This window comes from Bradyrhizobium sp. CCBAU 53415, assembly GCF_028128735.1.
GTDB lineage: Bacteria > Pseudomonadota > Alphaproteobacteria > Rhizobiales > Xanthobacteraceae > Bradyrhizobium.
The window spans coordinates 818,656-843,826 of sequence record NZ_LBJF01000026.1 but is presented as its reverse complement, the minus strand read 5'-3'; the positions used below and the strand labels follow the sequence as shown (position 1 = coordinate 843,826).

Here is a 25,171-nt window from a genome sequence, read left to right as displayed (position 1 = left end):
GCCGGCACCGATGTGTTGGACGGAACGTAGTCGTTCCCAGGCGATATTCCAAGAGGTTTTTGCAAGCCAATCCGGCTTTTATGGAGGCATTTTTCGGGCCGAAACGGCCCGTGGAATACCTGCCAGGTCGGCCTTGGGTGGTCTGTCCACCGATAACGCAGCACCCCTCATCAAGGTTTCAATATTTTGAGCCTGGCCCTGTCCGGCCTCGACGATCAGCGCTCCGCCGGGGGCGAGGCGCTCGCTCGCCTGCGGGATCAGGGCGCGATAGGCGTCATATCCGTCATTGCCGCCGTCGAGGGCCAGATGCGGGTCGTGCTCGCGCACCTCGATGCTCAATGTCGGAATTTCCGCCGAGGGGATATAAGGTGGGTTCGACACCACGAGGTCGAACGGGCCGCGGAGCGCGGACGCATAGGAACAGGCGACGAAAGCGGCGCGGTCGGCGAGGCCGAGCGCAGCGGCGTTGTCACGTGCCGTGTCGAGCGCCGCCAGGCTGACATCCGTGCCGATGCCGAACGCATCGGGAATTTCGTGCAACAGAGCGAGCAGGATCGCGCCGGATCCGGTGCCGATGTCGGCGATGCGCGGCGGACGCGCCGAGATCGCGAGTCCGCGGAAGACCTCGAGCGCCAGTTCGACCACGGTCTCGGTGTCCGGCCGCGGCACCAGCGTCGCCTCGGACAGCCGCAGCGGCATGCCCCAGAACTCCCGCACGCCGAGGATGCGGGCGACCGGCTCGTGCGCGAGCCGGCGCTGCGCATATCGCTCGAGGCGCGCCGTCTCCTCGGGCGTGAGTTGTCGTGACGCCTGCGTCACCATGCCGGTCAGATCAAGCTCGAGGGCCGCGCCCACGAGCAGGCGGGCGTCGAGGGCGGGCTCCTCGATGCCGGCCGATCGCAGCCGCGCGGTGAGGGCGCGACGCGCACGCTCTATGCTGTTTCCGGACTCGAAGCCTGTCGTCAATGGAACCATCCTGCCCGGCATCGTGGATAGATCGGCAGGCTTGCTTACGTCAACGGAAAGGAGCGCGTTTGATCGCGCGTCGGAGGGAATTGCATGGCGGCTTATGACGATCAGAATGTCTTCGCAAAGATCCTGCGCGGCGAGATTCCCTGCTTCGAGGTCTTCAAGGACGAGCGCAGCTTCGCCTTCCTCGACATCATGCCGCGCTCGCCGGGACACACGCTGGTCATTCCCCGCGGACCGGCGCGCGGTCTCCTCGACATTGCCGACGACGACCTCGCCGCAGTCGCGAGAACCGCCAAGCGGATCGCGATTGCGGCGATGCGGGCGTTCGACGCCGAGGGCATCATCCTGCAGCAGTTCAGCGAGCCGGCCAGCGGCCAGGTGGTTTTCCACCTGCACATGCACGTCATGCCGGTCAGGTCCGGTGTCGCGCTGTTGCCGGCCCAGACGCGCAAGGAGGACATGGCCGTGCTCGCCGATCACGCCAAACGCCTGGTTACGGCGCTCGCCGGCTGATTAGACGCCGAGATAGCGCTGCAGCAGTTCCGGCTTCGCTTTCAGCTCCTGCGCCGGACCTTCGTGCACGATGTGCCCGTTGTTGATGATGTAGATCCGGCTCGCCAGCGCCAGTGTCGCCGCGAGGTTCTGCTCGACCAGCACGATGGTCTGGCCGGCGGCCGCGAGCTCGCGGCACGCCTTGACGAGATCGTGGACGATCACGGGCGCAAGACCCTCGAACGGCTCGTCCAGCAGCACGATCTTGGGATCGCGAACCAGCGCCCGCGCGATCGCGAGCATCTGCTGCTCGCCGCCGGAAAGCTCGGTGCCGCGGTTGCTGCGGCGCTCCTTCAGCCGGGGAAACATTTCGTAGATGCGGCCGAGCGGCCAGCGTTTCGGCGCGGTGATTCCCGCCAGGGTGATGTTCTCCTCCACCGACAGGCTGCCGAAGATCCGGCGCTCCTCGTGCACGAGCTGCATGCCTGCCTGCGCGATCTTGTGGCTCCTGCGTCCGGCGATGTCGATACCGTCGAACTTCACGCTGCCGCTGCGCGGCGTCACGACGCCCATCAGGCTCTTCAGCGTGGTGCTCTTGCCGGCACCGTTGCGGCCGAGCAGCGCCACCACCTCGTGACGCTCGACGTGCATGGCGACGTCGAACAGGATGTGGGAGTCCCCGTAATAGCTGTTCAGGCCGTTGACCTCGATCAGGCTCATGCGGCGATCTCTCCGTGAACGCCGCCGAGATAGGCTTCCTGCACGGTGGCGTTGGTCTTGATTTCTTCGGGCGTGCCGGACACCAGCACGCGGCCTTCCTGCAGCACGGTGACGCGCTCGACCAGCTCGAACAGGGAATCCATGTCGTGGTCGATGATGATCATGGTGCGGCCGCGCGCGATCGTCTTCAGCAGACTGACGGTCTCGACGCGCTCGCGCGGGCTCATGCCGGCGAGCGGCTCGTCGAGCAGCAGCAGGCGCGGCGCGGTCGCGAGCGCGAGCCCGATCTCCAGCCTGCGTTTCTCGCCATAGGCGAGTTCGGACACGGGCACATCGGCGCGGCGGGTCAGATCGATCTGTGCCAGCGTGTGCTCGACCAGCTCCGTCAGGCCCTTGACGGCCGAGAGCTTGCGGAACAGATCAAGCCGGAATTTTCCGCGCAGCTCGGCAAGCGCGGCGATCGTCAGGTTCTGACGAACGGTGAGGCCGGTGAAGAGCTGGTTGACCTGATAGCTCTTGGTGAGCCCGAGCTGGCAAACCTCGGTGACCTTCAACCCCGTAATGTCGCGGCCTTCGAACACGATCTGGCCCGATGTCGGCGCGATCTCGCAGGTCAGCATCTTGAAGAAGGTCGACTTGCCCGCGCCGTTGGGGCCGATGATGCCGCGCAGCTCGCCCTGATTGACGCTGAAATCGATGTCGCTGTTGGCGACGAGGCCGCCATAGCGCTTGGTGAGCCCGGTGGCTCTCAGGATCGGTCCGGAATAGGCGGGATGCTCGACTTGCTTGGCCTGGATCGGCGCTGGCGCGGGCTGTCGTGTCGTCTCGGCGTCCATAGCGTCGTGGTCGGTCTCGGCCTCGACCCACCTGCGCCTGCCCGAGGCGAAGCGGTAGAGATCCGCAATCCCTCCGATGATGCCGCCGCGCAGGAAGCAGACCAGCAGCACGAAGACGAGACCCAGCACCAGCTTCCAGGCAGCTCCCAGCCCAAGCGCGGACTGCAGGAAATCCTGCAGGAACAGCCAGACGGTTGCGCCGACCAGCGGGCCGAACAGTGTACCCCTTCCGCCGATGGCCGTCTGCATCACCAGCTGGCCGGAGGTCTCGAAGGTGAAGGCATCAGGCGGCATGAAAGCCTGCAGCACGCCGAGCAGGCCGCCGGCGAAACCGGCATACGCGGCGGCGATCACGAAGGCGGTCAGCTTGTAGCCGTGGATGTTGTGGCCGACCGCGGTGGCGCGCAACGGATTGTCGCGGATCGCGCTGAAGATGACGCCCACCGGCGAGCGCACGATCCTGAGCGCGATGACGACCCCGACGAAGTAGCACAGTGCGATGAATTGATAGAGCGACCAGCCATTGGTGAAATGCAGCGTGGTGAAACCGAGATCGAAACTCGGCTCCGGCACGCCCGGCAGGCCGTTTTCGCCGCCGGTGAAAGCCGAGAGCGGATTGAACTCCACGAAGAAGAACACCTCCGCGATCGCCACGGTGATCATCGCAAAATAGATGCCGGTGCGGCGCAGCGCGATCAGGCCGATCAGGTAGCCGGTCGCGGCGGCGGCGATCATCCCGATGATCAGCGCGCCGAGCACATTGCCGAAACCGGCACGGGTCAGGAGATAGGCCGCGACGAAGCCGCCGGTGCCATAGAAGGCGGACTGGCCGAACGACAGCAGTCCAGTGAAGCCGAAAAGGATGTCGAAGCCGAGGCCGAACAGGCCCCAGACCAGGATCCGGTTCACGGTGTTGGGGGCGAAGCCGAGATGGGGCAGCACGAAGGGCGCTGCGATCAACCCGATCGCGGTCAGGGTCTCGATCAGGAAAGGACGTTGCTTGAGCATCGGGGAGATCGCCTATTCTCGGCCTTGCACGCCGAGCAGGCCGTGCGGTCGCACCACGAGCACGAGCGTCATCACGGCAAACAGCATTACATAGGCATAGCCGGGGTTGAACATGGAGGTGACGCTGATGATCTCGCCGGCGATCAGGCCGCCGAGGATCGCGCCGGGAAACGAGCCGACGCCGCCGATCACCACCACCACGAAGGTCTGGACCAGGATGTCGTCGCCGATGCCCGGCGTCAGCGACACCACCGGCGCGTTGACGATGCCGGCAAAGCCAGCGGCCATGGCGCCGATGCCGAACACGATCATGAAGACGCGGTAGACGTTGATGCCGAGCGAATCGACCATCACCGAATCCTCGATGCCGGCCCGCACGATCATGCCGAGCCGGGTCCGGTAGAGAACGATGAACAGCGCCCCGAGCGCGACGGCGACGATGCCGACGACGGCAAGGCGGTAGGTCGGATAGAACATGAAGCCGATATTGGTGATGCCCCGGAACAGCGCCGGCGGAGGGACCAGTTGCGACTGGCTCGAGAAGATCAGGCGCACGAGCTCCACGAAGCAGATGCCGAGCCCGAAGGTCACCAGCAGCTGATCCTCGTGCGGGCGGTGGTAGAAGTGGCGGATGATGACGCGTTCCATTGCGACGCCGAGCAGCATCACGAACAGCGACCCCGCGATGACGGCGAGGATGAACGATTCCGTATACTGGTAGGTGACGAATCCGGCATAACCTCCGACCATGAACATCGCGCCATGGGCGAGGTTGAGCACGCCGAGCGTGCCGTAGATGATGGTCAAACCGGAGCTGATGAGCGCGAGCAGCGCGCCGAGCGCCAGCCCGTTGAAGAGTTGCGAAACGAGATTGGGCCAACTGATCATGCGACAATCGTTGATGTGACGCGCGGCCGGGCCGCGAAAAAAAAGGTGACGCCGCAGGAGCAGAGGGCAGCCCGCGGCGCCACAGAGGTTCGCTGGGCAGCCCTAGGTGTAGTCGCCGAGATGGCAGCCGAACGCGTCGGGCTTCTGCATCAGGCCTTCACCGGGGACGACCTCGACGACTTCCCAATAGTCTTCCTTGTTCTTCATATCCTTGGTCATCTTGCCGCGCACGATGACGACCGGACGTACGCACTGATGGTCTTCGGCCCGATAGTGAACGTCGCCGACGAAGGAAGGCAGGGGCTCTCCCTTCTCGTAGGTCTTGATGACGTCGGGCGGGTTGAAGCTGCCGGCTTCCTCGCACATGCGGGCCCAATGTGCGAAGCTGATATAGGCGTTCTCCGCGCCCCACTCCGGCTTGTAGCCGTACTTCTTTTCGAACGTCTCGTTGAACATCTTGGCGAGCGGGAACTTGTCCTCGAGCGTCCACCAATAGTCGGTGGCGGCGTAGACGCCCTGCATCAGTCCACCGGTCTCGCGCGCGATGAACGGCACCTGATACGGCACCACCAGCTTCATCTTGTCGAGCACGCCGAACTGCTTGGCCTGCTGGGTCGACAGCACCGCGTCGTGACCCCAATTGACGTTGATCAGGATCTCGGCGCCGGAGTTCGCGACGTTCAGCAGGTAGGAAGAATAGTCGGGCGCGCCGAGCGGGGCGACCTGGTTGGTGGCGGTGGTCCAGCCGGCGGTCGCGAGGAAGTCCTGCATCGACTTGGTGACGGTGTGGCCGTAGGTGTAGTCCGGCGTGAGGTACGCAACCTTCTTGCCCTTGCCGAATTGCTTGACCAGCACGGGGCCGATCGCCGCGGCGGCGGTCTGGCCATAGAAACACTGGCGGAAACCGTAGCGGACGCAGTCCTTGCCGGTGGTGTCGTTCGAGCCGGAGATGCCGCACACGAAGATCACATTCTCGCGCTGGGCGAGCTTGTTGAGCGCGACCGCGACCGCGCTCGAGGTGCCGCCGGTGATCATGATCGCCTTGTTCTCGCTGATGAAACGCTGCTGCGCCTGCACCGCCTCGTTCGGCTTAGCCGCGGAATCCGCGACGCCGAACTTCAGCTCCTTGCCGAGCACGCCCTTGCTGGTCTTCGGCGAGATCTTCTTTATCAACTCGTGACCGCTGTTGATGTGCTCGATCGCGAGCTGATAGCCCTTGAGCTCGTCTTCACCCTGGACGGCATAGGTGCCGGTGCGCGGCACCGAAATTCCGATGAAGGCCGTGGAACCCGAGACGCCCGCGGGATAGGTGCCGATCGGCTTGTCCTCGGCGAAGGCCGGCATGGCCGGCAGCATCGAGCCGCCGATGAGCCCGGCGGTGGTCTGGAGCAGGCCACGGCGCGAGAGGCCGCGGCGGATGAGATCGTCAGTCATGATCGTTCCTCCGAATGTCGTTCTTGTTTGCAGGCAAAACGCGACTTGTCCGGCGACCGACCTTGCGGGTCTTCGTGCCGAGCACGTCACATCAGCGTGTGGCTCTTGAATGTAAACATTGCTTGTGAAGACCTTCTGTCAATTTGGCCATTGGTCGAACGGCCGAAATTGTCACGTGAAAACATATCGGATCACGATATATATTAGTCTTTGTGAGTACGGGGTTGTCGGGTTCGGCGGGAGAAATGGCGCGGCAGATGACAGCGATTGGTGCCCGGAAGCGGCGCCCTTGGCCGCAACAAGCGGAGCGGGGGGAGGCGGCATGGCCGGCGGGAGAAGACGACGACGCGCGCGCGGCCCCGCAGTCCGGCGACGCACCCCGCACGTCGAAGAAGCGCAAACGATCTGCGGGCCAGCGAAGGCCGGCGATCGGTTCCGTTCAGGCCGAGCGCGCTCCCGGACCGATGCAGAAGGTGAGCATGCGCGCCCAGAACGTCCTGAAAGAGCTCGCGGTCGAACTGACCGGCGAGCAGCCTCCGAAGGGAACATGGTCGCCCTCGCGTGAGCTGCTGCGGGCGCTGACCGCCGAGCGCCTCGCCACTGCACGCAATTGCGGCCCTCATACCATGAGGGAGATCGTCGACTGGGCGCAGGGCTGCGGCGTGACCATTCGGCCGGTGATTCCGCCCGGGGGCTCGCTGTCGCAGATGTGGGGCGAGTTGATTGCCAATGCGTCGACCGGCAGCCTGACCAGCGCCGAGATCGTCGGCGCGCTGCAGCGCTCGATCCGGCGCAAGAGCGTCCGCATTCCGATCGCCTTTCAGGTCATCCTGGTGAAGATCCTGCTGTCCAGCTTCGAATAGGCCGTCGGATGGCTGTGCATCCGTGACACCGGCCGGTTGGTTCGGCCGTGGCCGCTTGCTACTTTAGGACTATCTTTCCCACGCCGCCGGGCGGCATGGTCGAGGTTGGCATGGTTCAGGCGAAGAAGGCGCAGCGGTCCAGGGTGGCGAGGTCGGGCAGGCGCGGGGCCGGCGCCATGCGGGAGTCCGACTATGCGGCGCTCGCGCAGTTTCGCTACCAGATTCGGAGCTTCCTCGCCTTCAGCGAGGCGGCCGCCGCCGAACAGGGACTTACCCCGACGCAGCACCAGGCCCTGCTTGGGATCAAGGGCTTCGTCCGTCCCGGCCCCGCGACCGTCGGCGACGTGGCGCGGTTCCTGCTGATCCGGCATCATTCCGCGGTCGAGCTGATCGATCGATTGGCCAAGCTTGGGTTGGTCAGCCGCGTGACGGATCCGGACGATGCCAGGCGCGTCCATCTCAAGCTGACCAAGAGAGGCGAGCAGAAGCTTCAGGCGCTTTCGCGCAAGAATCTCGAGGAACTCCGCCGTGCTGCGAGCCCGGCGCTGAGCCGCCTATTGACATCGTTCGAAGAGTCCCGCGAGGCTTGAGCGGCGCGTCCGTCAGGCCGCCGCGCCTTGCGCAGCGAGCTGTGCGGCCTGGTGCTCGGTGGTCAGCGCGTCGATCAATTCGCCCAGCGCTTCACCCGCGATCACCTGCGGCAGCTTGTAGAGGGTCAGATTGATGCGATGGTCGGTGACGCGCCCCTGCGGAAAATTATAGGTGCGGATGCGCTCGGAGCGGTCGCCGGAGCCGACCTTCTCCTTGCGCTCGGCGGAGCGCGCGGCGTCGACCCGTTGCCGCTCGGCGTCATAGATGCGCGAGCGCAGGATGTTCATGGCGGAGGCGCGGTTCTTGTGCTGCGAGCGGCTGTCCTGCATCATCACCACGATGCCGGTCGGGATATGCGTGATGCGGATCGCCGATTCGGTCTTGTTGACGTGCTGGCCGCCCGCTCCTTGTGCGCGCATGGTCTCGATCCGCAAGTCCTCGTTCTTGATGTCGACGTCGACGTCCTCGACCTCCGGCAGCACCGCCACCGTCGCTGCCGAGGTGTGGATGCGTCCCTGCGTCTCGGTATCGGGCACGCGCTGCACGCGGTGCACGCCGGATTCGAATTTCAGCTTGGAAAACGCGCCGCGCCCCTGCACCTCCGCGATGATCTCCTTGTAGCCGCCGACCGTGCCTTCGCTGGCCGAGATCACCTCGACCTTCCAGCCCTGAAGGCTGGCGAAGCGCTCGTACATCCGGAACAAGTCGCCGGCGAACAGCGAAGCCTCGTCGCCGCCGGTGCCGGCGCGGATTTCCAGCACCACGTTGCGGTCGTCCATGGCGTCCTTGGGCAGGAGCGCGACGCGGATCTTCTGCACCAGCTCCTCGATTTTTGGCGTCAGCTCGTCGCGTTCGGCTTCCGCCATGCTCCGCATCTCGGCATCGGTGGCGGGATCGGCGATCAGCGCGTTGGTGTCGGCGAGCTCCTTGACGGCGGAGCGATAGGATTTCACCGCCTCGATCAGCGGGGCGATCTCGGCGAGCTCGCGCGTGATCTGCACATAACGCTCGGAAGTGAGCTGCCCGAGCGATTCGGCCTCGAGCGAGGCGTGATGCGCGAGCAGGACGTCCAGTTTGGCTTCAGGGAGTGACGACATCGGTTCAGTCTCAATAGCGGCAAGAGGCGAGGCGGCAGGGCGGGGGCGGCCGGCTCGCTACAAGGCCAAGCCTTCGGCCTCGGCAAATTCCGTCAGCTTCTGCCGGATCGAGACGCTGCCCGCTGGCGCGTCCAGCAGCGGACCGAGCGTCGCCTCGGCCTTCTTGGCGTCGAGGTCGAGCACCATCGCCTTGACCGGGCCGAGCGCAGTCGCCGAGAGCGACAGCGAGCGATAGCCCAGCGCGATCAGCGCCAGCGCGCCGATCGGCTTGGACGCCATCTCGCCGCACAGCGAGAGCGACTTCTTCGCCGCGTGGGACTTGCGCGCGATGTCGCGCAGCGCGCGCAGGATCGGCGCCGACATGGTATCGAAGCGTTCGGACACCTTGGCATTGCCGCGATCGACCGCGAACAGGAACTGGAACAGGTCGTTGGAGCCGACCGAGATGAAGTCGACCTTCTTCAGGAGCTCGTCGAGCTGGTAGAGCAGGGCCGGCACCTCGACCATGGTGCCGATGTCGATTCTTTCGGGCAGCGTGTGGCCGTGCTGGCGCAAATATGTGAGCTCGCGCTCGACCAGCGCCTTCGCCGAGTCGAATTCGGCGACCTCCGAGATCATCGGGAACATGATGCGCAGCGCGCGGCCGCCGCCGGCGCGCAGCAGCGCGCGGATCTGGCCGCGCAACAGGCCGGGACGATCGAGCCCGAGCCGGATCGCACGCCAGCCGAGCGCGGGATTTTCCTCGATCACCGCTTCCATATAGGGCAGCGCCTTGTCGCCGCCGATGTCGAGGGTGCGGAAAGTGACGGGCTTGCTGCCGGCGGCATCCAGCACGGTGCGATAGAGCGCGAGCTGGTCGCTGGTGCGCGGCAGGCTCTGGCCGACCATGAATTGCAGCTCGGTGCGGAACAGGCCGATGCCGGCGCTGCCGGTGTCCTCGATGTGGGGCAGATCGATGGCCAACCCTGCGTTGATCATCAGCTCGACCGTCTGGCCGTCCCTGGTGACGCAGGGCCGGTCGCGCAGCGCCAGATACTGTGCCTGGCGGCGGGCGCGGAAGCGCACGCGCTCGGCGAAGGCGGCCTCGATCTCCTGCGACGGGCGCACATAGATCGAGCCCGAGGTGCCGTCGACGATGATGGCGTCGCCGGGATCGGCGATGCCGGGCGCGTTCGGCACTTCGCCGACCGCGGGAATGCCGAGCGCGCGCGCCACGATCGAGACGTGCGAATTGGCGGTGCCTTCCTCCAGCACGATGCCGCGCAGGCGCTTGCGGTCGTAATCGAGCAGCGCCGCGGGACCCATCGCGCGGGCGATGACGATGGCGTTGTCGGGCAGTTGTTCGCGTGAAGGCGCGTGGTCCTGGCCGACCAGCTGCCGCATCAGGCGATAGCCGAGATCTTCGAGGTCGTGCAGCCGGTCGCGCAAATAGGGATCGGTCGAGCGCAGCATGCGCGCGCGGGTGTCGGATTGCACGCGCTCGACGGCGGCTTCCGCGGTGAGGCCGGTGGCGACCGCCTCGTGCAGCTTGTGCGACCAGCCCTGGTCGTTGGCGAACATGCGGTAGGCTTCCAGCACCTCGCGATGCTCGCCGCCGTCGGCGACGTCGCCGCGCTCCAGCATGCGGTCGAGGTCGGCGCGCAGCTTGGCTAGTGCGGTGTCCAGCCGCTTGATCTCCTTCGGCAGGTCCTCGGCGATGTAGTCCTTGATGACGACGCGCGGCTCGTGCAGCACGACATGGCCCAGTGCGATGCCCTCGGACAGGATCGCGCCGACCTTCTGCGCGGAATGGCGCGCCGCCGGCTCCTGGCCCGGCTGGGCCAGTGCGGACAGCTCGCCCGAGGCGATCAGCTCGGCCAGCACCATCGCGGTGGTCTGCAGCGCCTCGAGCTCCTCCTCGACATAGTTGCGCTTGGCGCGGTTCTGCACCACCAGCACGCCGAGCGTGTTGCCGGCGCGCAGGATCGGCACGCCGAGGAAGGAGTGGTAGATCTCTTCGCCGGTCTCGGGACGGAACGAGAAAGCCGGGTGGCTCTGCGCATCGCTGAGGTTGAGCGGCGTCGCCTCGCTGGCGACGAGGCCGACCAGGCCTTCATGGGCGCTGAGCACGGTGTGGTGCACCGCCTCGCGGTTGAGACCTTCGGTGGCGTAGAGCTCGAGCGTGTTGTCGATGCGCAGCACATAGACCGAGCACACTTCGGCCACCATGTTGGCGGCGATCAGCACCACGATCTTGTCCAGCCGCTCCTGGGCCGAGACCTGCTCCGCCATGGTTTCGCGGAGCCGTCTCAACAAGACGCGGGGACCTCCCGACGCGCTCCGCATGAACCGTCAATCTCCTCCGTCTGCCGGGCCCGGCGGTATCGGCCGGCGGCTGGCCCAAAAATCCAGAAAAACAACCAAATTGTTTGTCCGGCGCAGGCACAAGCCCAAAATCTACCCGAGATTTAGCGCTTGTACCGAATCAGCGCCGCCCGAACTGGGACACAGTCTGCGGCAGCCCACCCTGTTCGCCGTATAGCGAATTGAGGCTTGTTTTGCCAAGCAAAACGCCTGCCAAACGCGAAGGTGTGTACACCTTCGCGTTTGCTGCGACCGCTAAGAGAAAATTAGCCTAGGCATGGTCCGAAAAGTGCGAAGTGGTTTTCCGGAAAGACCATGCTTGAACGACAATCTGAAGCGCGACGACGGGGGCGCGCTTCAGGCCTGATCGAGCCCGTAGAGCGTATGCAGGGTGCGCACCGCCAGCTCGGTATAGGCGGCGTCGATCAGAACCGAGAATTTGATCTCGGAGGTTGTAATGGCCCGGATGTTGATGTTCCGCCCGGCGAGGGCCGAGAACGCCTGGGCGGCGACGCCGGCATGGCTGCGCATGCCGCTGCCGATGACCGAGATCTTGGCGACGTCCGTGGCGGTATCGAGCCGCGCATAGCCGATCCTGGTCTTGGCCGCGGTAATCGTATCCTTGGCGCGGGTGTAGTCGGCGGCCGGCACCGTGAAGGTGAGGTCGGTGGTCTTGCCGTCCTCGGAAACATTCTGCACGATCATGTCGACGTTGATGTTGGCATCCGCCAGCGGGCCGAAGATCGAGGCCGCAACGCCGGGCTTGTCCTCGATCTGGCGCACCGAGATCTGGGCCTCGTCCTTCGAAAAGGCGATGCCGGTGACGACGTGGCTTTCCATGATCTCCTCCTCGCTGCAGATCAGCGTGCCGGGCGGCTGGTTGGCATGCGGGTCGATATCCTCGGGCTTGTCGAAGCTCGAGCGGACGAAGATCGGCATGTTGTGGACCATGCCGAGTTCCACCGAGCGGACCTGGAGCACTTTTGCGCCCTGCGAGGCCAGTTCCAGCATGTCTTCGAACGCCATCTTGTCGAGGCGGCGGGCCTTCGGCACGATTCGCGGATCGGTGGTGTAGACACCGTCGACGTCGGTGTAGATGTCGCAGCGGTCCGCCTTGACGGCGGCGGCGATCGCCACCGCCGAGGTGTCGGAGCCGCCGCGGCCGAGCGTGGTGATGCGGCTGGTCTCGGAGTTGACGCCCTGGAAGCCGGCGATGACCGCGACCTCCTTGCGCTCCCGAAACCGCTTGATGATCTCGCCGCCGTCGATGTCCTCGATCCGGGCCGAGGCATGGGCGTCGCTGGTCTTGATCGGGATCTGCCAGCCCTGCCAGGAGCGGGCCTGGATGCCCATGCCCTGGAGCACGATGGCAAGGAGGCCTGAGGTCACCTGTTCGCCCGAGGCGACCACGGCGTCGTATTCGCGCGCATCGTGCATCGGCGAGGCCTCGGTGCACCAGGCGACCAGCTCGTTGGTCTTGCCGGCCATCGCCGAGACGACCACGGCCACTTCATGGCCGGCATCGACCTCACGCTTCACATGGCGTGCGACGTTGCGGATACGTTCGATGTTGGCGACGGACGTGCCGCCGAATTTCATCACGAGGCGGCTCATGACGACGCGTGCATTCCTTCATAAGGATCAGTATGGTGACCCGCACTGGACGGGCGCCTCGCGGACACCGACCGCGCGTATACAGAGCGGCGGGGCCGGGGGCAAGCGGGTTCCTGCGGGGGCAGGGCGCGGGGGAAGTGGGTTAACCGAGGTCATGGCGCGCTATATCGACGAGATCCTGCAACCGGGCGAGCGGGTGCTGTATTCGACCAATGCGCACTGGATCTTCTACTTTCCGGCCATCGTGGCCTGGATCGTGGCGCTGGCCCTGCTCATCCTGTCGCGGCAGGCGACCGTCGACTGGCTCGTTCTGCTTTGCCTCGGAGCCTCCGCTCTCGTGGCGCTGGCGGCCCTGTATTGGACCATCAAGGGCTGGTTCCATCGCTTCACCACCGAGACCGACGTCACCAACCTCAGGGTCGTGCACAAGACCGGTTTCATCAAGCGCCGGACCTTCGAGATGGCGCTGGACAAGGTCGAGAGCGTCGATGTCGACCAGACCATTCTTGGACGTATTCTCAACTACGGCGACGTGACGATTCGCGGCGTCGGCGAGGGAATCGAGACGATCAAGACCATCGCCTCGCCGCTCGCCTTCCGTAGTTCGATCACCACGCGGTAGGACCGCGCGTAACCATGAGCATGCAGCAAAATACTTCAGCCGCCGCCCAGCCGGGCTCGACCGTCGACGCCGCCGAGATCGCAAAATTTTCCAAGCTCTCGGCCGAGTGGTGGGACCCCAACGGCAAGATGGCGCCGTTGCACCGGATCAACCCGCTGCGGCTCGGCTACATCCGCGACGCCGCCTGTCGCAAGTTCGAGCGCAACGTGCGCAGCCTGAACTGTCTCGGCGGCTTGCGCGTGCTCGACATCGGCTGCGGTGCCGGCTTGCTGTGCGAGCCGCTGTCGCGGCTGGGCGCACAGGTCATCGGCATCGATCCCTCGGCCAGCAACATCGCCGCGGCGAAGCTCCATGCCGACAGGAGCCATCTCGCGATCGACTATCGCTGCACCACGGTGGAGGAGATCGACCCGCGCGAGCGCTTCGACATCGTGCTGGCGATGGAGGTGGTCGAGCACGTCGTCGATGTCGGCGTTTTCCTCAAGCGTTGCGCCTCGATGCTGAAGCCGAACGGGCTGATGGTGGTCTCGACGCTGAACCGCAACTGGAAGAGCTTCGCGCTCGCCATCGTCGGCGCCGAATACGTGCTGCGCTGGCTGCCGCGCGGCACTCACGAATGGAACAAGTTCGTCACCCCCGACGAACTGACAAAATACCTGCTCGACAACCGTCTCGTCATCACCGAGCAGACCGGCGTGGTCTACTCACCCTTCGCCGACAAATGGACCCTCTCGTCCGACATGGACGTGAACTACATGGTGGTCGCGGAAGCCATGGTGTGAACTACCGTGGGTGAGGTACGAGCTGTTACTCCGAGCACGGTGTCGTCCCTGCGAACGCACTAGTGCGAAAGCAGGGACCCATACCGCGGAATCTGTCGATGGGGTTCGGTGCGAGATGCACGGGTCGGCAGTCTTCGCCAAACTTCTCCCTGGGGTTATGGGTCCCTGCGTTCGCAGGGATGACACCGAACTTGTTGCGAGAGCATCGCACCCATGACGCCCATGTGGTTGACCAGTGAGTCGCTTCCCGTCACGCTAGTCAACCTACCTTTCTAGCCACTTAGCTCCCTCGCCCCCACTCCCATGCTCACCGTCGCCAGCCTCTGGATTCCCTTCACCGTCATCGCCGCGCTCGGGCAGGTCGCGCGCAATGCGATGCAGCGGTCGTTGACGAAGCCGCTGGGGACCTGGGGCGCGACCAATATCCGCTTCCTGTTCGGCTTCCCGTTCTCGCTGCTGTTCCTGGGGTTGGTGCTGTTCGCGACCGGCGATCATCTGAGCATGCCGCCGACCGTGTTCTGGCCGTGGCTGCTATTGGGCGCACTCAGCCAGATCGTTGCCACTGGCCTGATGCTGCTCGCCATGAACGACCGCTCCTTTGTCGTGACGACGGCTTACCTGAAGACCGAAGCGATCCAGACCGCGATCTTCGGCTTCGTCTTCCTCGGCGATCACCTCACCTGGCTGAAGGTCCTCGCGATCGTGATCGCCACCGTCGGCGTCGTCATCACCGCGCTCCGACCGGGCGGCGAGAAGAGCTTTGCCGAGCTGAAACCGACCATCACCGGCCTTGTTGCGGCCGCGGCCTTCGCGCTGTCCGCGGTCGGTTTTCGCGGTGCCATCATCAACGTGCCGGGCGTATCTTTCGTGACCTCAGCATCGTTCACTCTGGTGCTCGGCCTGTTCGTGCAGACGCTGGTCTTGACGATCTATCTGCTCTGGCGCGCGCCGGACGTGTTGCGGGGAATCCTCGGACTATGGCGGCCGTCGATGCTCGCGGGCTTCACGGGCGCCTTCGCCTCGCAATTCTGGTTCCTGGCCTTCGCACTGACGGCCGCCGCCAATGTCCGCACGCTCGCCTTGATCGAGGTGCTGTTCGCGCAAGCCGTAGCCTACTACTCGTTCAAGCAGCCAATCGCGCCGCGCGAGCTTGCAGGCATCGCGTTGATCGTCGTCGGCGTGGCTGTTCTGGTAGGAGCTTAATTCCGGTCTTCCGGCAGGGTCGGCAGCGGCGACACCTCGATGCCTTCGTCGATCAGCGACTTCGCTTCCTCCGGAGAGGCCTCGCCATAGATCGGACGGTGCTCCTTGTCGCCGTAATGCATTGCGCGGGCTTCGTTGGCAAACCGCTCGCCGACATTGTCGGCGTTCTTGACGATGTGATCGCGCAGCTCCTTGAGCTTGGCGCGAAGCTCGCGCTCCTGCGCCATCAGCAGCGAGGTCGGTCCTGACGGTGCGGCGTCGGGCGTCGTGGCCGGGCTGACCGGCTCCGGCGGAGCCGCGCGGCCGCGGCCCTTCTTGCCGACGATGCGCGGCGCCATGATGGCCTTCTCGACCTTGGCCGAGCCGCAGATCGGGCAGGTCACGAGCTTCCGCTTCACCTGCGAATCATAGGCCGACGAGCTCTGAAACCAGCTCTCGAAGTCGTGGTCCCGGTCGCAGCGAAGGGCGTAGCGGATCATGCCGATCCCCGCACGAGGTGCAAATGGTCCGGTCCCGCCTTGGGATCGGAGACGCCGAAGCGGCGGCCATGCTGGAGCGAGGGAATCGCCCGGCGGGCGGTCTCGACCTTGGCCGGATCGATCCTGGCCATGATGATGCCCGGCTCGACATCGCCCTCGGCGAGGATCTCGCCCCAGGGATCGATGATCAGCGAATGGCCGTAAGTCTCGCGCTTGTTCTCGTGGGTGCCTGCCTGCGCCGCGGCGAAGACGAAGCAGCCGGTCTCGATCGCGCGTGCGCGCAGCAGCACGTGCCAATGCGCTTCGCCGGTCTTGCGGGTGAAGGCCGACGGCACCGTGATGAAATAGGCGCCGCTCTCGGCAAGGGCACGGTAAAGCGCGGGGAAGCGCACGTCGTAGCAGATCGTCAAGCCCACGCGGCCCCAGGGCAGATCCGAGATCACGGCGGTCTCGCCGGGCTGGTAATTGGCGGATTCGCGATAGCTCTCGCCGTCCGGCAGCTCGATGTCGAACATGTGGATCTTGTCGTAGCTCGCGAGCACATTGCCCTCGGGCCCGATCAGGAAGGAGCGGTTGACCGCCTTCTCGGGCGAGAAGCGCAGCGCCAGCGAGCCGACATGGAGATGAATCTTCAATTCCGCCGCGAGCGCCCGGTAGGCCTTCAGCGAGCTGTCGTCCTCTTCGCTCTGCAGATGCTCGAACAACACCTTGCGGTTCAGCTGCATCATGTTGCTGACTTCGGGCGTCTGCACGTAGTCGGCGCCGTTGGCCGCAGCCTGCCGGATCAGCCTCGTTGCCTGTTCGAGGCTTGGCCCCGGCATCAGGCCGGTGCGCATCTGCACCATGGCGGCGGTGAAGGTGCGATTCTCGCTCATGTCGCGGCCTTCACGCTCTCGAGCATGCCGTCGAGCTTGCCTTCGCGGTCGAGCGCATAGAGGTCGTCGCAGCCGCCGACATGGGTGCCGCCGATCCAGATCTGCGGGAACGTCGAACCCTGGCCGGCGCGGCCGTACATTTCCTGGCGCCAGGACGGGTTCTTGGCGACATCGAATTCGGTGAAGGTCGCCTTCTTGCGGGTCAGCAGCGACTTGGCGGCGGAACAATAGCCGCAGCCCGGCCTGGTGTAGATCTCGACAGCAGCAGTCATCTCGTCTGGCGCTCTCATGTCATGAATTCATTGAATTATATGGGACTTCATCTGATCTCCACAACCCGGGCGAAGACCAGCACGTCGACCTGGGCCGCCCTGGCGCGGAGCAGGACCCGCGCGCAGGCGTCCAGCGTCGCCCCTGACGTCAGGACATCGTCGACCAGGACAATGCGGCGACCCTGGACCTCGGCCTGACGGTCGGGGGATACCTGAAATGCGCCCTGCACGTTGGTGGCGCGCTGGGCGCGCGACAGGCCGATCTGCTGCTCTGTGGCACGCACCCGGCGCAGCACCTCGCTCTGCACCTTGACGCCGCTCTGCCGTTCGATGATGCGCGCCAGCGCTCCGGACTGGTTGTAGCGGCGTCGCCAGGCCCGCCGCCAATGCAGGGGAACGGGCACCAGCATGTCGGCGCCGGCGAGCAACTCGCCGCCCGCCCGCGCCATCCAGCGGCCCATGGCGGGCGCGAGATCGGTGCGGTCCTGGTATTTCAGCGCGTGAACCAATGTGCGTGCCACATCGTCGTAACGTACCGCCGCGCGGGCGCGCTGGTAGGCCGGCGGGCTGGCGATCGCCTCCATCGACAGCATGTCGGGGCCGGGGTCATAGACGAAGGGAATGCCGAGCCGCGGGCAATAGGGCCGCTCGATGAACGACAGCCGCGCCCAGCACGAAGCGCAAACGCCCTCGCCGTCGACCGGCTCGTGACAGGATACGCACTGCGTCGGCAGCGCGATGTCGAGCGCGAGCCGTGCTGCGCGCGACAGCACGTGGCGGCCAGCCGTCCACGCGGCCCGCAGCGGTGCGGCGATGGAACGGGGAGGGGCAGTGTCGGCTTCCATGAGGGGAGGCTAGCGCTCCGTTTGCGTGGGCTCAAGCGGCTGTACCGGTCTCGTGCCCCGGACGCAGCGCAGCGCCACTTCGGCGGTGCGCTGCAGAGCCGGGGCCCATGTCGCGGCATTATACCGTGTTGCGTTCTGGGTCCTGGCTCTGCGCAGCAGCGCAAGAGGGCTGCAGCGCGTCCGGGACACGAGAGCGTTGCCAGAACCGTGGAGATCGGCGTAACCAGCGGCATGGCTCGAAACTCCCAGATTCCGCCCGTCCTGTTCGATCGTGCCTTGCTGCACGCACGGCAGCGGCGTGCTCGGGCGCAGGGCGAGGTGACATTCCTGCTCGATCGTGTTGCCGAGGACATGTCCGACCGGCTGGCGGCGGTGATGCGCGAGTTTCACGCACCGGCTGATCTCTGGACGCCCGGCGACGGGCTCACGGCGTTGCGCTCACGGCTTCCGACAATCGCGCGGATTGAGCCCGACGCGACGGGTGCGGAGACACTGCCCTTCGCGCCGGAAAGCCTCGACCTCGTCGTCTCGGCGCTGGCGCTGCAATTCGTCAACGACCTGCCGGGTGTGCTTGCGCAGGTTCGCCGGGCGCTGAGGCCGGACGGCCTGCTGCTCGCCGCGATGATCGGCGGCGACAGCCTGACCGAGCTGCGCCAGGCCTTTGCCGCGGCGGAAGCGGAATGCGAGGGCGGCATGTCGCCGCGCGTGGCGCCGTTCGCCGATCTGCGCGACATCGGCGCGCTGTTGCAGCGGGCGGGCTTCGCGCTGCCGGTCACCGATGTCGACCGCGTGGTGGTGCGCTATGGCAATGCGTTCGCGCTGATGCAGGATCTCCGCCGCATGGGTGCGGCCAATGTGCTGATCGAGCGCCGTCGCACGCCGAGCCGGCGCGCGACGCTGCTGCGCATGGCCGAGATCTATGCCGCGCGCTTTGCCGATGCCGACGGCCGCATTCGCGCAACGTTCGACATCATCTGGCTCTCAGGCTGGGCCCCGCATGCGAGCCAGCAGCAGCCGCTCAAGCCCGGCTCGGCCAGGGCGAGCCTGGCCGAGGCGGTGAAGAAGGTGGGGAAGGAGTGACGCGTGTCCCGGACGCGCTGCAGCGTTCTTACGCTGCTGCGCAGAGCCGGGACCCAGTCCGCCGCAAGTAGGGGCCCCGGCTCTGCAGCGCACCGCACCGGACGATGCTTCGCATCGCCGGGAGCGTTGCGCTGCGTCCGGGGCACGGTGCAACTCACATCAGCAGATCGATCAAATGCGGAATCAGCGGAATGTCCGCCGGCGGCATCGGATAGTCGCGCAGCTTGTTGGCGCGGACCCAGGCAAGAGCCTGGCCTTCGCGCGCCGTCACCTGCCCCTCCCAGCGCCGGCAGATGTAGAGCGGCATCAACAGGTGAAAGGTCTCGTAGCCGTAGCTGGCGAAGGTCAGCGGCGCCAGGCATGGTTCGGCGACCGTGATGCCGAGCTCCTCGTGGAGCTCGCGGATCAGGCTCTGCTCCGGCCGCTCGCCCACCTCGAGCTTGCCGCCCGGAAATTCCCAGAGGCCGGCCAGCGCCTTGCCCTCGGGGCGTTGCGCGATCAGGACGCGCTTGTCGGCATCGACCAGCGCGCAGGCCACCACCAGTGTGAGCTTGAGATCGGCCATGCTGCCTTACGACCTGTAATCCCCGTTGATCGCGACGTATTCCTTGGTGAGGTCGCAGGTCAGCACGCGGTCGCGGCCCTTGCCGAGCCCGAGCGACACCTTGATCGCGATCTCCGGCGCCTTCATCGCCTCGGACACCTGCGCTTCGTCGTAGTCGGGATCGCGCGCGCCGCTCTTGGCGACGCGGATGCCGTTGAACGAGATCGAGAGCTTGTCGCGATCGGCCGGCTCGCCGGCCTTGCCGACCGCCATCACCACGCGGCCCCAATTGGCATCCTCGCCCGCGATTGCGGTCTTCACCAGCGGCGAGTTGGCGATCGACATCGCGATCTTGCGCGCCGAGGCCTTGGTCTTGGCGCCCTCGACCGTGATCTCGACCAGCTTGCGGGCGCCTTCGCCGTCGCGCGCCACCTGCTCGGCGAGGTTGGCGAGCACCTGGTTGAAGGCCTTGACGAAAGCCTTCAGGCGCGGATCGCTGGCGCGGCCGATCTTCGGTGCGCCGTGCTCGGCGGCGGCGCCGGTCGCAAAAGCCAGCAGCGTGTCCGAGGTCGAGGTGTCGCCGTCGATCGTCACCGCATTGAAAGTGTCCTCGACGCCGCTCCTGAGCAGCGCCTGCAGGGCCGCGGGCGCGATCGGCGCGTCGGTGAAGATGAAGGACAGCATGGTCGCCATGTCGGGCGCGATCATGCCGGCGCCCTTGGCCATGCCGTTGATGGTGACCTTGGCCTTGCCGAGCTTGACGGTCGCGGTCGCGACCTTCGGGAATGTGTCGGTGGTCATGATCGCCTTGGCTGCGGCGAGATAGTCGCCGGGCTCGGCGGTCTCGGCGAGGCGGCCCAGCACGCCGTCAAACTTGGTCGCGTCCAGCGGCTCGCCGATCACGCCGGTCGAGGCGAGGAATATCTCACCCTCGCTGCACCCGACCGCCTTGGCGGCGATCTTCGCGGTCAGCGCGGTGGAGGCGCGGCCGGTCTTGCCGGTGAAGGCATTGGCATTGCCGGAATTGACCACGAGCGCGCGGGCCTTGCCGCCCTTCAGCTTGGCGCGGCACCATTCCACGGGGGCAGAGGGGCACTTCGACTTGGTGAAGACGCCGGCGACGGCGGTGCCCTTGTCCATCACCGCCAGCAGCACGTCGGTGCGGTTCTTGTAGCGGATGCCGGCTTCGGCCGTCGCAAGACGGATGCCCGCGATCACAGGCATATCAGGGACGGTTTTGGGGGCGAGCGGAGAGACGGCAGAGGACATCGTGGGGCGCCTTGGTAGGTCTGGACATGCAGATGGCCGGGGGATGCCCGGCCATTGCTATGCTTAGATACTCTCGGCGTCAGCGAAGTGACAGCGAATTCTTACTTCTTCGCCGGCGGCGCCATCTTGCTGTCGGACGGCTTGGCAGCGTCCGCCGGCTTCGCATCGGACTTGGCGTCCTTGGACGCATCCGCAGCCGGCTGATCGAGCCGCTCGACCTTGGCTTCGGTGCGCAGCTTGGCGACGTACTCGGCCTGGGCCTTGCGGGTCACGTACTGCTCGATCTGGGCCTTGACCTGCTCGAAGTCCGGCGCCTTGCGGTTGCGCTTTTCCTCGACCTTGATGATGTGCCAGCCGAACTGCGACTTCACCGGATCGGAGATCTTGCCCGGCTCCAGTGCGAAGGCCACGGCGGAGAACTCCGGCACCATCTGCTCCTTGGTGAAGAAGCCGAGGTCGCCGCCATCGGCGGAGCCCGGATCCTTGGACTTCTTCTTGGCGAGCTCGGCGAAATCGGCGCCCTTGTCGAGCTCGGCCTTCACCGCCTTGGCCTCGTCCTCGGTCTCGACCAGGATGTGGCGGGCGCGCACCTCCTGCTCGCCGGTGATCTGCTTGGAGGCCTCCTCATAGACCTTCTTCATCGCGTCCGGCGTGGTGGCGGCCTTGCCCTCATTGGCGAGCAGGCTGTCCATCAGAAGCCGGTTGCGGGCGAATGCCAGGCGCTTCTTGAACTCGTCGCTGTCGGCGATCTTCTTGTCTTCGGCAGCCTTGCTGACGATCTTCATGTCGATCAGGAAGGACAGGACGTTCTCGTCCTTGGTCGCCGGGTCCATCTGGGCAAGGCTCGGCCCGAGTTCCTCCTCGGCCATGGTGACGTCGCTCTTCTTGATTTCCGCGCCATTGACCTTCGCCAGCACCGGATCATCGGCGGCCCGGAGCGGGCCCGCGAACGCCAGGGACAGCGCCAAGCAGGCTGTCAAGCCGAGGCTGCCGGCCAGGGCCGACGCATGGCGGAAACGCTGGCCGGTGGTTACCGGGAACGAGGTGGTCATGGAAAATCCTTATGTTGAAGCAGGGGGCTGCTCGAGCGGGGCGGACACTCGCCCAATTCAGGGGGGCTTGGCAACGCGAAAAGTCTGTCAAAATGATGAATTAGCCGCAATGCGCCCGCCGTTGACAAGGCCCTGACCGGGCCATATCTCTGCGCGGTCGCGACCATGGCGATGGCGTTTATTTTGCTGCGTTTTTGGCCGTTGAACCCAGACTTGCCCAATTCCCACCCATATGGCGGATGACCTCCCGCAGTCCGGGCTCTGACGCCACCAGGCGTCACGGTGAGTTGATAGGCAGGGGGGTGACAACTTCTTGGCTGCAACGCGGTTAAATCGCGAACACAGGAACTCAGCATGATCGGCGCGCTCGCCCGCAAGTTTTTCGGCTCCGCCAACGACCGGCGGGTAAAGGGATATCAGTCCCGCGTCAACGCGATCAACGCGCTGGAGCCCGAAGTCTCGAAACTCTCCGACGAGGCGCTCAAGGCCCGCACCGCCGAATTCAAGAAGCAGCTCGCCGAGGGCAAGACGCTCGACGACCTCCTGGTGCCGGCCTTCGCCACCGTGCGCGAGGCCGCCAAGCGCACGCTCGGCCAGCGCCATTTCGACGTCCAGCTGATCGGCGGCATGGTGCTGCACGAGGGCGACATCGCCGAGATGAAGACCGGCGAAGGCAAGACGCTGGTCGCAACGCTTGCGGTCTATCTCAATGCGCTCGCCGGCAAGGGCGTCCACGTCGTCACCGTCAACGACTATCTCGCCCGCCGCGACTCCGGCTGGATGGGCCAGATCTACGGCTTCCTCGGCATGACCACGGGCGTGATCGTCCACGGCCTCGACGACGCCGAGCGCAAGGCCGCCTACGCCTGCGACATCACCTACGGCACCAACAACGAATACGGCTTCGACTATCTTCGCGACAACATGAAGTACCGGCTCGAGGACATGGTCCAGCGGCCGCACTTCTTCGCCATCGTCGACGAGGTCGACTCCATCCTGATCGACGAAGCGCGCACGCCGTTGATCATCTCCGGCCCGCTTGACGACCGCTCCGACTTCTACAACACCATCGACGGCTTCCTGCCCAAGCTCGACAAGACCGATTACGAGGTCGACGAGAAGCAGCGCACGGTGACGCTGACCGAAGCCGGCATGGAGAAGATCGAGACGCTGCTGCGCGATGCCGGCCAGCTCAAGGGCGAGTCGCTCTACGACGTCGAGAACGTCTCCGTCGTGCACCACATCAACCAGGCCCTGCGCGCCCACACCCTGTTCACCCGCGACAAGGACTACATCGTCCGCGACAACGAGGTCGTCATCATCGACGAGTTCACCGGACGCATGATGCCGGGCCGCCGCTATTCGGAAGGCCTGCACCAGGCGCTGGAGGCCAAGGAGCACGTCCAGGTCCAGCCCGAGAACCAGACGCTGGCCTCGATCACCTTCCAGAACTACTTCCGCATGTACGAGAAGCTGGCGGGCATGACCGGCACGGCCGCGACCGAAGCGGACGAACTGTTCGACATCTACAAGCTCGAGGTCGTGGAGATCCCGACCAATCTGTCGATCGCCCGCCTCGACGAGGACGACGAGGTCTATCGCACCCAGAAGGAAAAATACGGCGCCATCCTCGCCGAGATCGAGCGCGCCAATTCGCGGCTGCAGCCGGTGCTGGTCGGCACGGCCTCGATCGAGAAATCGGAAGTGCTCGCCGAATTCCTGAAGTCGCACGGCTACAAGCAGATCGATTTCGGCAAGGAAGGCGCGCTCGACAAGCTCTATGCCGCCGCCCGCGCCGGCAAGCAGGCGAAACTGTTCGCGGTGCTGAACGCGCGCTTTCACGAGCAGGAAGCCTATATCGTCGCGGAAGCCGGCGTGCCCGGCGCGATCACGATCGCCACCAACATGGCCGGCCGCGGCACCGACATCAAGCTCGGTGGCTCGCTGGAGATGCGCATCCAGCAGGAGACCGCCGGCATCGCCGACGAGGCCGAGAAGGCCAGGAAGATCGAGCAGATCAAGGCCGACATCGAGCACTTCCGCGATATCGTGCTGAAGGCCGAGGAGACTGTCGAGATCGAGCCGGCGAAGGGGTCCAAGCCCGCCAAGACCGTGAAGAAGCCCGGCGGCCTCTACATCATCGGCTCCGAGCGCCACGAATCCCGGCGCATCGACAACCAGCTGCGCGGCCGTTCCGGTCGTCAGGGCGATCCCGGCCGGTCGAAATTCTTCCTGTCGCTGGAAGACGATCTGATGCGTATCTTCGGCTCGGACCGCCTCGACAGCATGCTCCAGCGGCTCGGCCTGCAAGAGGGCGAGGCCATCATCCATCCCTGGATCAACAAGGCGCTGGAGAAGGCGCAGCAGAAGGTCGAGGCGCGCAACTTCGACATCCGCAAGAACCTCCTCAAGTTCGACAACGTCCAGAACGACCAGCGCAAGGTGATCTTCGATCAGCGCGTCGAACTGATGAGGGACGAGAGCGTCGCCGAGACCGTCGCCGACATGCGCCACGCCTTCATCGACGACCTCGTCGCCAAGCACGTGCCCGAGCATGCCTATGCCGAGCAGTGGGACGTCGCGGGGCTCAAGGACGAATTGAAGCGCGTGCTCGATCTCGACCTGCCGGTCGACGAATGGGCCAAGGAAGAGGGCATCGCCGACGAGGAACTGCTGAGCCGCATCGAGACCAAGGCCGACGAGCACATGGCGGCCAAGGTCGCGCAATGGGGTCCCGACGTGATGCGCTACGTCGAGAAGACCATCCTGCTCCAGACGCTCGACCATCTCTGGCGCGAGCACCTGATCATGCTCGACCATCTGCGCCAGGTCATCGGCCTGCGCGGCTACGGCCAGCGCGATCCCTTGCAGGAGTACAAGACGGAGGCTTTCAACCTCTTCCAGGAGATGAGCGCTCACTTGCGCGAGGCCGTCACCGCGCAGCTGATGCGGGTCGAGATCGTCCCGCCGGAGCAGGAAGCTCCCATCCTGCCGGCGATGGAAGCGCACAAGTTCGATCCGAACACCGGCGAGGACGAGATGGCCCTCGCCAGCGTCACGCTCGGCGCCCAGGCCACCGACGCGGCGCTGCGCGATCCGAAGAACCCGACAAGCTGGGGCAAGGTCGGCCGCAACGAGGATTGCCCCTGCGGCTCCGGCAAGAAGTACAAGCACTGCCACGGGCGGTATGCGTAAGGCTTGAGCCCGAGTGAGGCGCGAAGTCGTGCCTCACGCTCCGCCGTCGTCGTCCGGCTCGACCGGGCGACCCAGTACGCCGCGGCCTCTCGATT

23 protein-coding genes are annotated in these 25,171 nt (G+C 65.5%); 8 read left to right on the top strand and 15 right to left on the bottom strand.

Annotated elements, in window-relative coordinates; all coding sequences use genetic code 11:
* Window positions 1-78: 78 nt before the first annotated feature.
* Window positions 79-975 (bottom strand): peptide chain release factor N(5)-glutamine methyltransferase, encoded by an 897-nt coding sequence (gene prmC / locus XH87_RS28115; RefSeq protein WP_271589716.1) that lies wholly within the window; start codon window positions 973-975, stop codon window positions 79-81.
* Window positions 976-1,059: 84 nt separating this feature from the next.
* Between prmC and XH87_RS28110 the strand changes: the two genes are divergently transcribed.
* On the top strand, window positions 1,060-1,485 hold the full coding sequence (locus tag XH87_RS28110; protein WP_271589715.1) for an HIT family protein: 426 nt from the start codon (window positions 1,060-1,062) through the stop codon (window positions 1,483-1,485).
* Here XH87_RS28110 and XH87_RS28105 read toward each other — a convergent pair whose 3' ends face one another.
* The 4 genes from XH87_RS28105 to XH87_RS28090 all read right to left on the bottom strand — a co-directional run bounded on the left by XH87_RS28105 (window position 1,486) and on the right by XH87_RS28090 (window position 6,350).
* A complete protein-coding gene (locus XH87_RS28105) occupies window positions 1,486-2,184 on the bottom strand; it encodes an ABC transporter ATP-binding protein (protein ID WP_271589714.1) in 699 nt (232 codons plus the stop codon). It lies immediately after the preceding gene.
* A complete protein-coding gene (locus tag XH87_RS28100; protein WP_271589713.1) occupies window positions 2,181-4,028 on the bottom strand; it encodes a branched-chain amino acid ABC transporter ATP-binding protein/permease in 1,848 nt (615 codons plus the stop codon). Before XH87_RS28100 ends, XH87_RS28105 begins: the two co-directional genes overlap by 4 nt.
* Before the next feature lie 12 nt (window positions 4,029-4,040).
* Window positions 4,041-4,916, bottom strand: coding sequence for a branched-chain amino acid ABC transporter permease (locus XH87_RS28095; RefSeq protein ID WP_271589712.1), 876 nt, complete (start codon window positions 4,914-4,916; stop codon window positions 4,041-4,043).
* Between the two features lie 102 nt (window positions 4,917-5,018).
* Window positions 5,019-6,350 (bottom strand): substrate-binding protein, encoded by a 1,332-nt coding sequence (locus XH87_RS28090; protein ID WP_271589711.1) that lies wholly within the window; start codon window positions 6,348-6,350, stop codon window positions 5,019-5,021.
* Window positions 6,351-6,595: 245 nt separating this feature from the next.
* Between XH87_RS28090 and XH87_RS28085 the strand changes: the two genes are divergently transcribed.
* Window positions 6,596-7,213, top strand: a complete 618-nt coding sequence (locus XH87_RS28085) for a hypothetical protein (protein ID WP_271589710.1) — start codon at window positions 6,596-6,598, stop codon at window positions 7,211-7,213.
* 110 nt (window positions 7,214-7,323) lie between these two features.
* Window positions 7,324-7,803: a MarR family winged helix-turn-helix transcriptional regulator gene (locus XH87_RS28080; RefSeq protein WP_271589709.1), complete on the top strand. Its 480-nt coding sequence runs from the start codon at window positions 7,324-7,326 to the stop codon at window positions 7,801-7,803.
* A gap of 12 nt (window positions 7,804-7,815) precedes the next feature.
* Here the strand turns inward: XH87_RS28080 and prfA are convergent, their stop codons facing one another.
* The 3 genes from prfA to XH87_RS28065 all read right to left on the bottom strand — a co-directional run bounded on the left by prfA (window position 7,816) and on the right by XH87_RS28065 (window position 12,858).
* Window positions 7,816-8,901, bottom strand: coding sequence for a peptide chain release factor 1 (gene prfA / locus XH87_RS28075; protein ID WP_271589708.1), 1,086 nt, complete (start codon window positions 8,899-8,901; stop codon window positions 7,816-7,818).
* Window positions 8,902-8,958: 57 nt separating this feature from the next.
* Window positions 8,959-11,226, bottom strand: coding sequence for a phosphoenolpyruvate--protein phosphotransferase (ptsP, locus tag XH87_RS28070; protein ID WP_158670929.1), 2,268 nt, complete (start codon window positions 11,224-11,226; stop codon window positions 8,959-8,961).
* Between the two features lie 375 nt (window positions 11,227-11,601).
* Complete coding sequence (locus XH87_RS28065) at window positions 11,602-12,858, bottom strand: aspartate kinase (protein WP_271589707.1); 1,257 nt, start codon at window positions 12,856-12,858, stop codon at window positions 11,602-11,604.
* 154 nt (window positions 12,859-13,012) lie between these two features.
* Between XH87_RS28065 and XH87_RS28060 the strand changes: the two genes are divergently transcribed.
* The 3 genes from XH87_RS28060 (at window position 13,013) to XH87_RS28050 (ending at window position 15,465) form a co-directional block, all read left to right on the top strand.
* Window positions 13,013-13,480, top strand: coding sequence for a PH domain-containing protein (locus XH87_RS28060; RefSeq protein ID WP_158670928.1), 468 nt, complete (start codon window positions 13,013-13,015; stop codon window positions 13,478-13,480).
* Window positions 13,481-13,494: 14 nt separating this feature from the next.
* Window positions 13,495-14,262, top strand: a complete 768-nt coding sequence (gene ubiG / locus XH87_RS28055; protein ID WP_271522395.1) for a bifunctional 2-polyprenyl-6-hydroxyphenol methylase/3-demethylubiquinol 3-O-methyltransferase UbiG — start codon at window positions 13,495-13,497, stop codon at window positions 14,260-14,262.
* Between the two features lie 303 nt (window positions 14,263-14,565).
* Entirely contained in the window at window positions 14,566-15,465 is a 900-nt protein-coding gene (locus tag XH87_RS28050; protein WP_271589706.1) for an EamA family transporter, read from the top strand.
* Here XH87_RS28050 and XH87_RS28045 read toward each other — a convergent pair.
* From XH87_RS28045 to XH87_RS28030, 4 genes are read right to left on the bottom strand one after another with little or no spacing between them, the layout of a single operon-like run.
* The gene (locus tag XH87_RS28045) at window positions 15,462-15,944 is read right to left on the bottom strand and encodes a DUF1178 family protein (protein WP_158670926.1); all 483 of its coding nucleotides are present in this window, start codon (window positions 15,942-15,944) and stop codon (window positions 15,462-15,464) included. The two genes, XH87_RS28050 and XH87_RS28045, sit on opposite strands and share 4 nt — an antisense overlap.
* On the bottom strand, window positions 15,941-16,819 hold the full coding sequence (locus XH87_RS28040) for a carbon-nitrogen hydrolase family protein (protein WP_271589705.1): 879 nt from the start codon (window positions 16,817-16,819) through the stop codon (window positions 15,941-15,943). Before XH87_RS28040 ends, XH87_RS28045 begins: the two co-directional genes overlap by 4 nt.
* A complete protein-coding gene (gene grxC, locus XH87_RS28035) occupies window positions 16,816-17,091 on the bottom strand; it encodes a glutaredoxin 3 (RefSeq protein WP_035710112.1) in 276 nt (91 codons plus the stop codon). Before grxC ends, XH87_RS28040 begins: the two co-directional genes overlap by 4 nt.
* A 47-nt stretch (window positions 17,092-17,138) precedes the next feature.
* Window positions 17,139-17,936 carry a ComF family protein gene (locus XH87_RS28030; protein WP_271589704.1) on the bottom strand — a complete coding sequence of 266 codons (798 nt, stop codon included), beginning with the start codon at window positions 17,934-17,936 and terminating at the stop codon, window positions 17,139-17,141.
* A 231-nt stretch (window positions 17,937-18,167) separates the two neighbouring features.
* Here XH87_RS28030 and XH87_RS28025 point away from each other — a divergent pair, with 231 nt between their 5' ends.
* Complete coding sequence (locus tag XH87_RS28025) at window positions 18,168-19,016, top strand: methyltransferase domain-containing protein (RefSeq protein WP_271589764.1); 849 nt, start codon at window positions 18,168-18,170, stop codon at window positions 19,014-19,016.
* A 154-nt stretch (window positions 19,017-19,170) separates the two neighbouring features.
* On the opposite strand, the gene mutT is transcribed toward XH87_RS28025, so the two are convergent.
* From mutT to XH87_RS28010, 3 genes are all read right to left on the bottom strand, one after another.
* Window positions 19,171-19,581, bottom strand: a complete 411-nt coding sequence (gene mutT, locus XH87_RS28020; protein ID WP_035710103.1) for an 8-oxo-dGTP diphosphatase MutT — start codon at window positions 19,579-19,581, stop codon at window positions 19,171-19,173.
* Between the two features lie 6 nt (window positions 19,582-19,587).
* Window positions 19,588-20,829: a bifunctional glutamate N-acetyltransferase/amino-acid acetyltransferase ArgJ gene (gene argJ / locus XH87_RS28015; RefSeq protein ID WP_035710098.1), complete on the bottom strand. Its 1,242-nt coding sequence runs from the start codon at window positions 20,827-20,829 to the stop codon at window positions 19,588-19,590.
* A gap of 101 nt (window positions 20,830-20,930) precedes the next feature.
* Window positions 20,931-21,881, bottom strand: a complete 951-nt coding sequence (locus tag XH87_RS28010; RefSeq protein ID WP_271589703.1) for a peptidylprolyl isomerase — start codon at window positions 21,879-21,881, stop codon at window positions 20,931-20,933.
* 354 nt (window positions 21,882-22,235) lie between these two features.
* Between XH87_RS28010 and secA the strand changes: the two genes are divergently transcribed.
* Window positions 22,236-25,076: a preprotein translocase subunit SecA gene (secA, locus tag XH87_RS28005; protein WP_271589702.1), complete on the top strand. Its 2,841-nt coding sequence runs from the start codon at window positions 22,236-22,238 to the stop codon at window positions 25,074-25,076.
* Window positions 25,077-25,171: the final 95 nt, after the last annotated feature.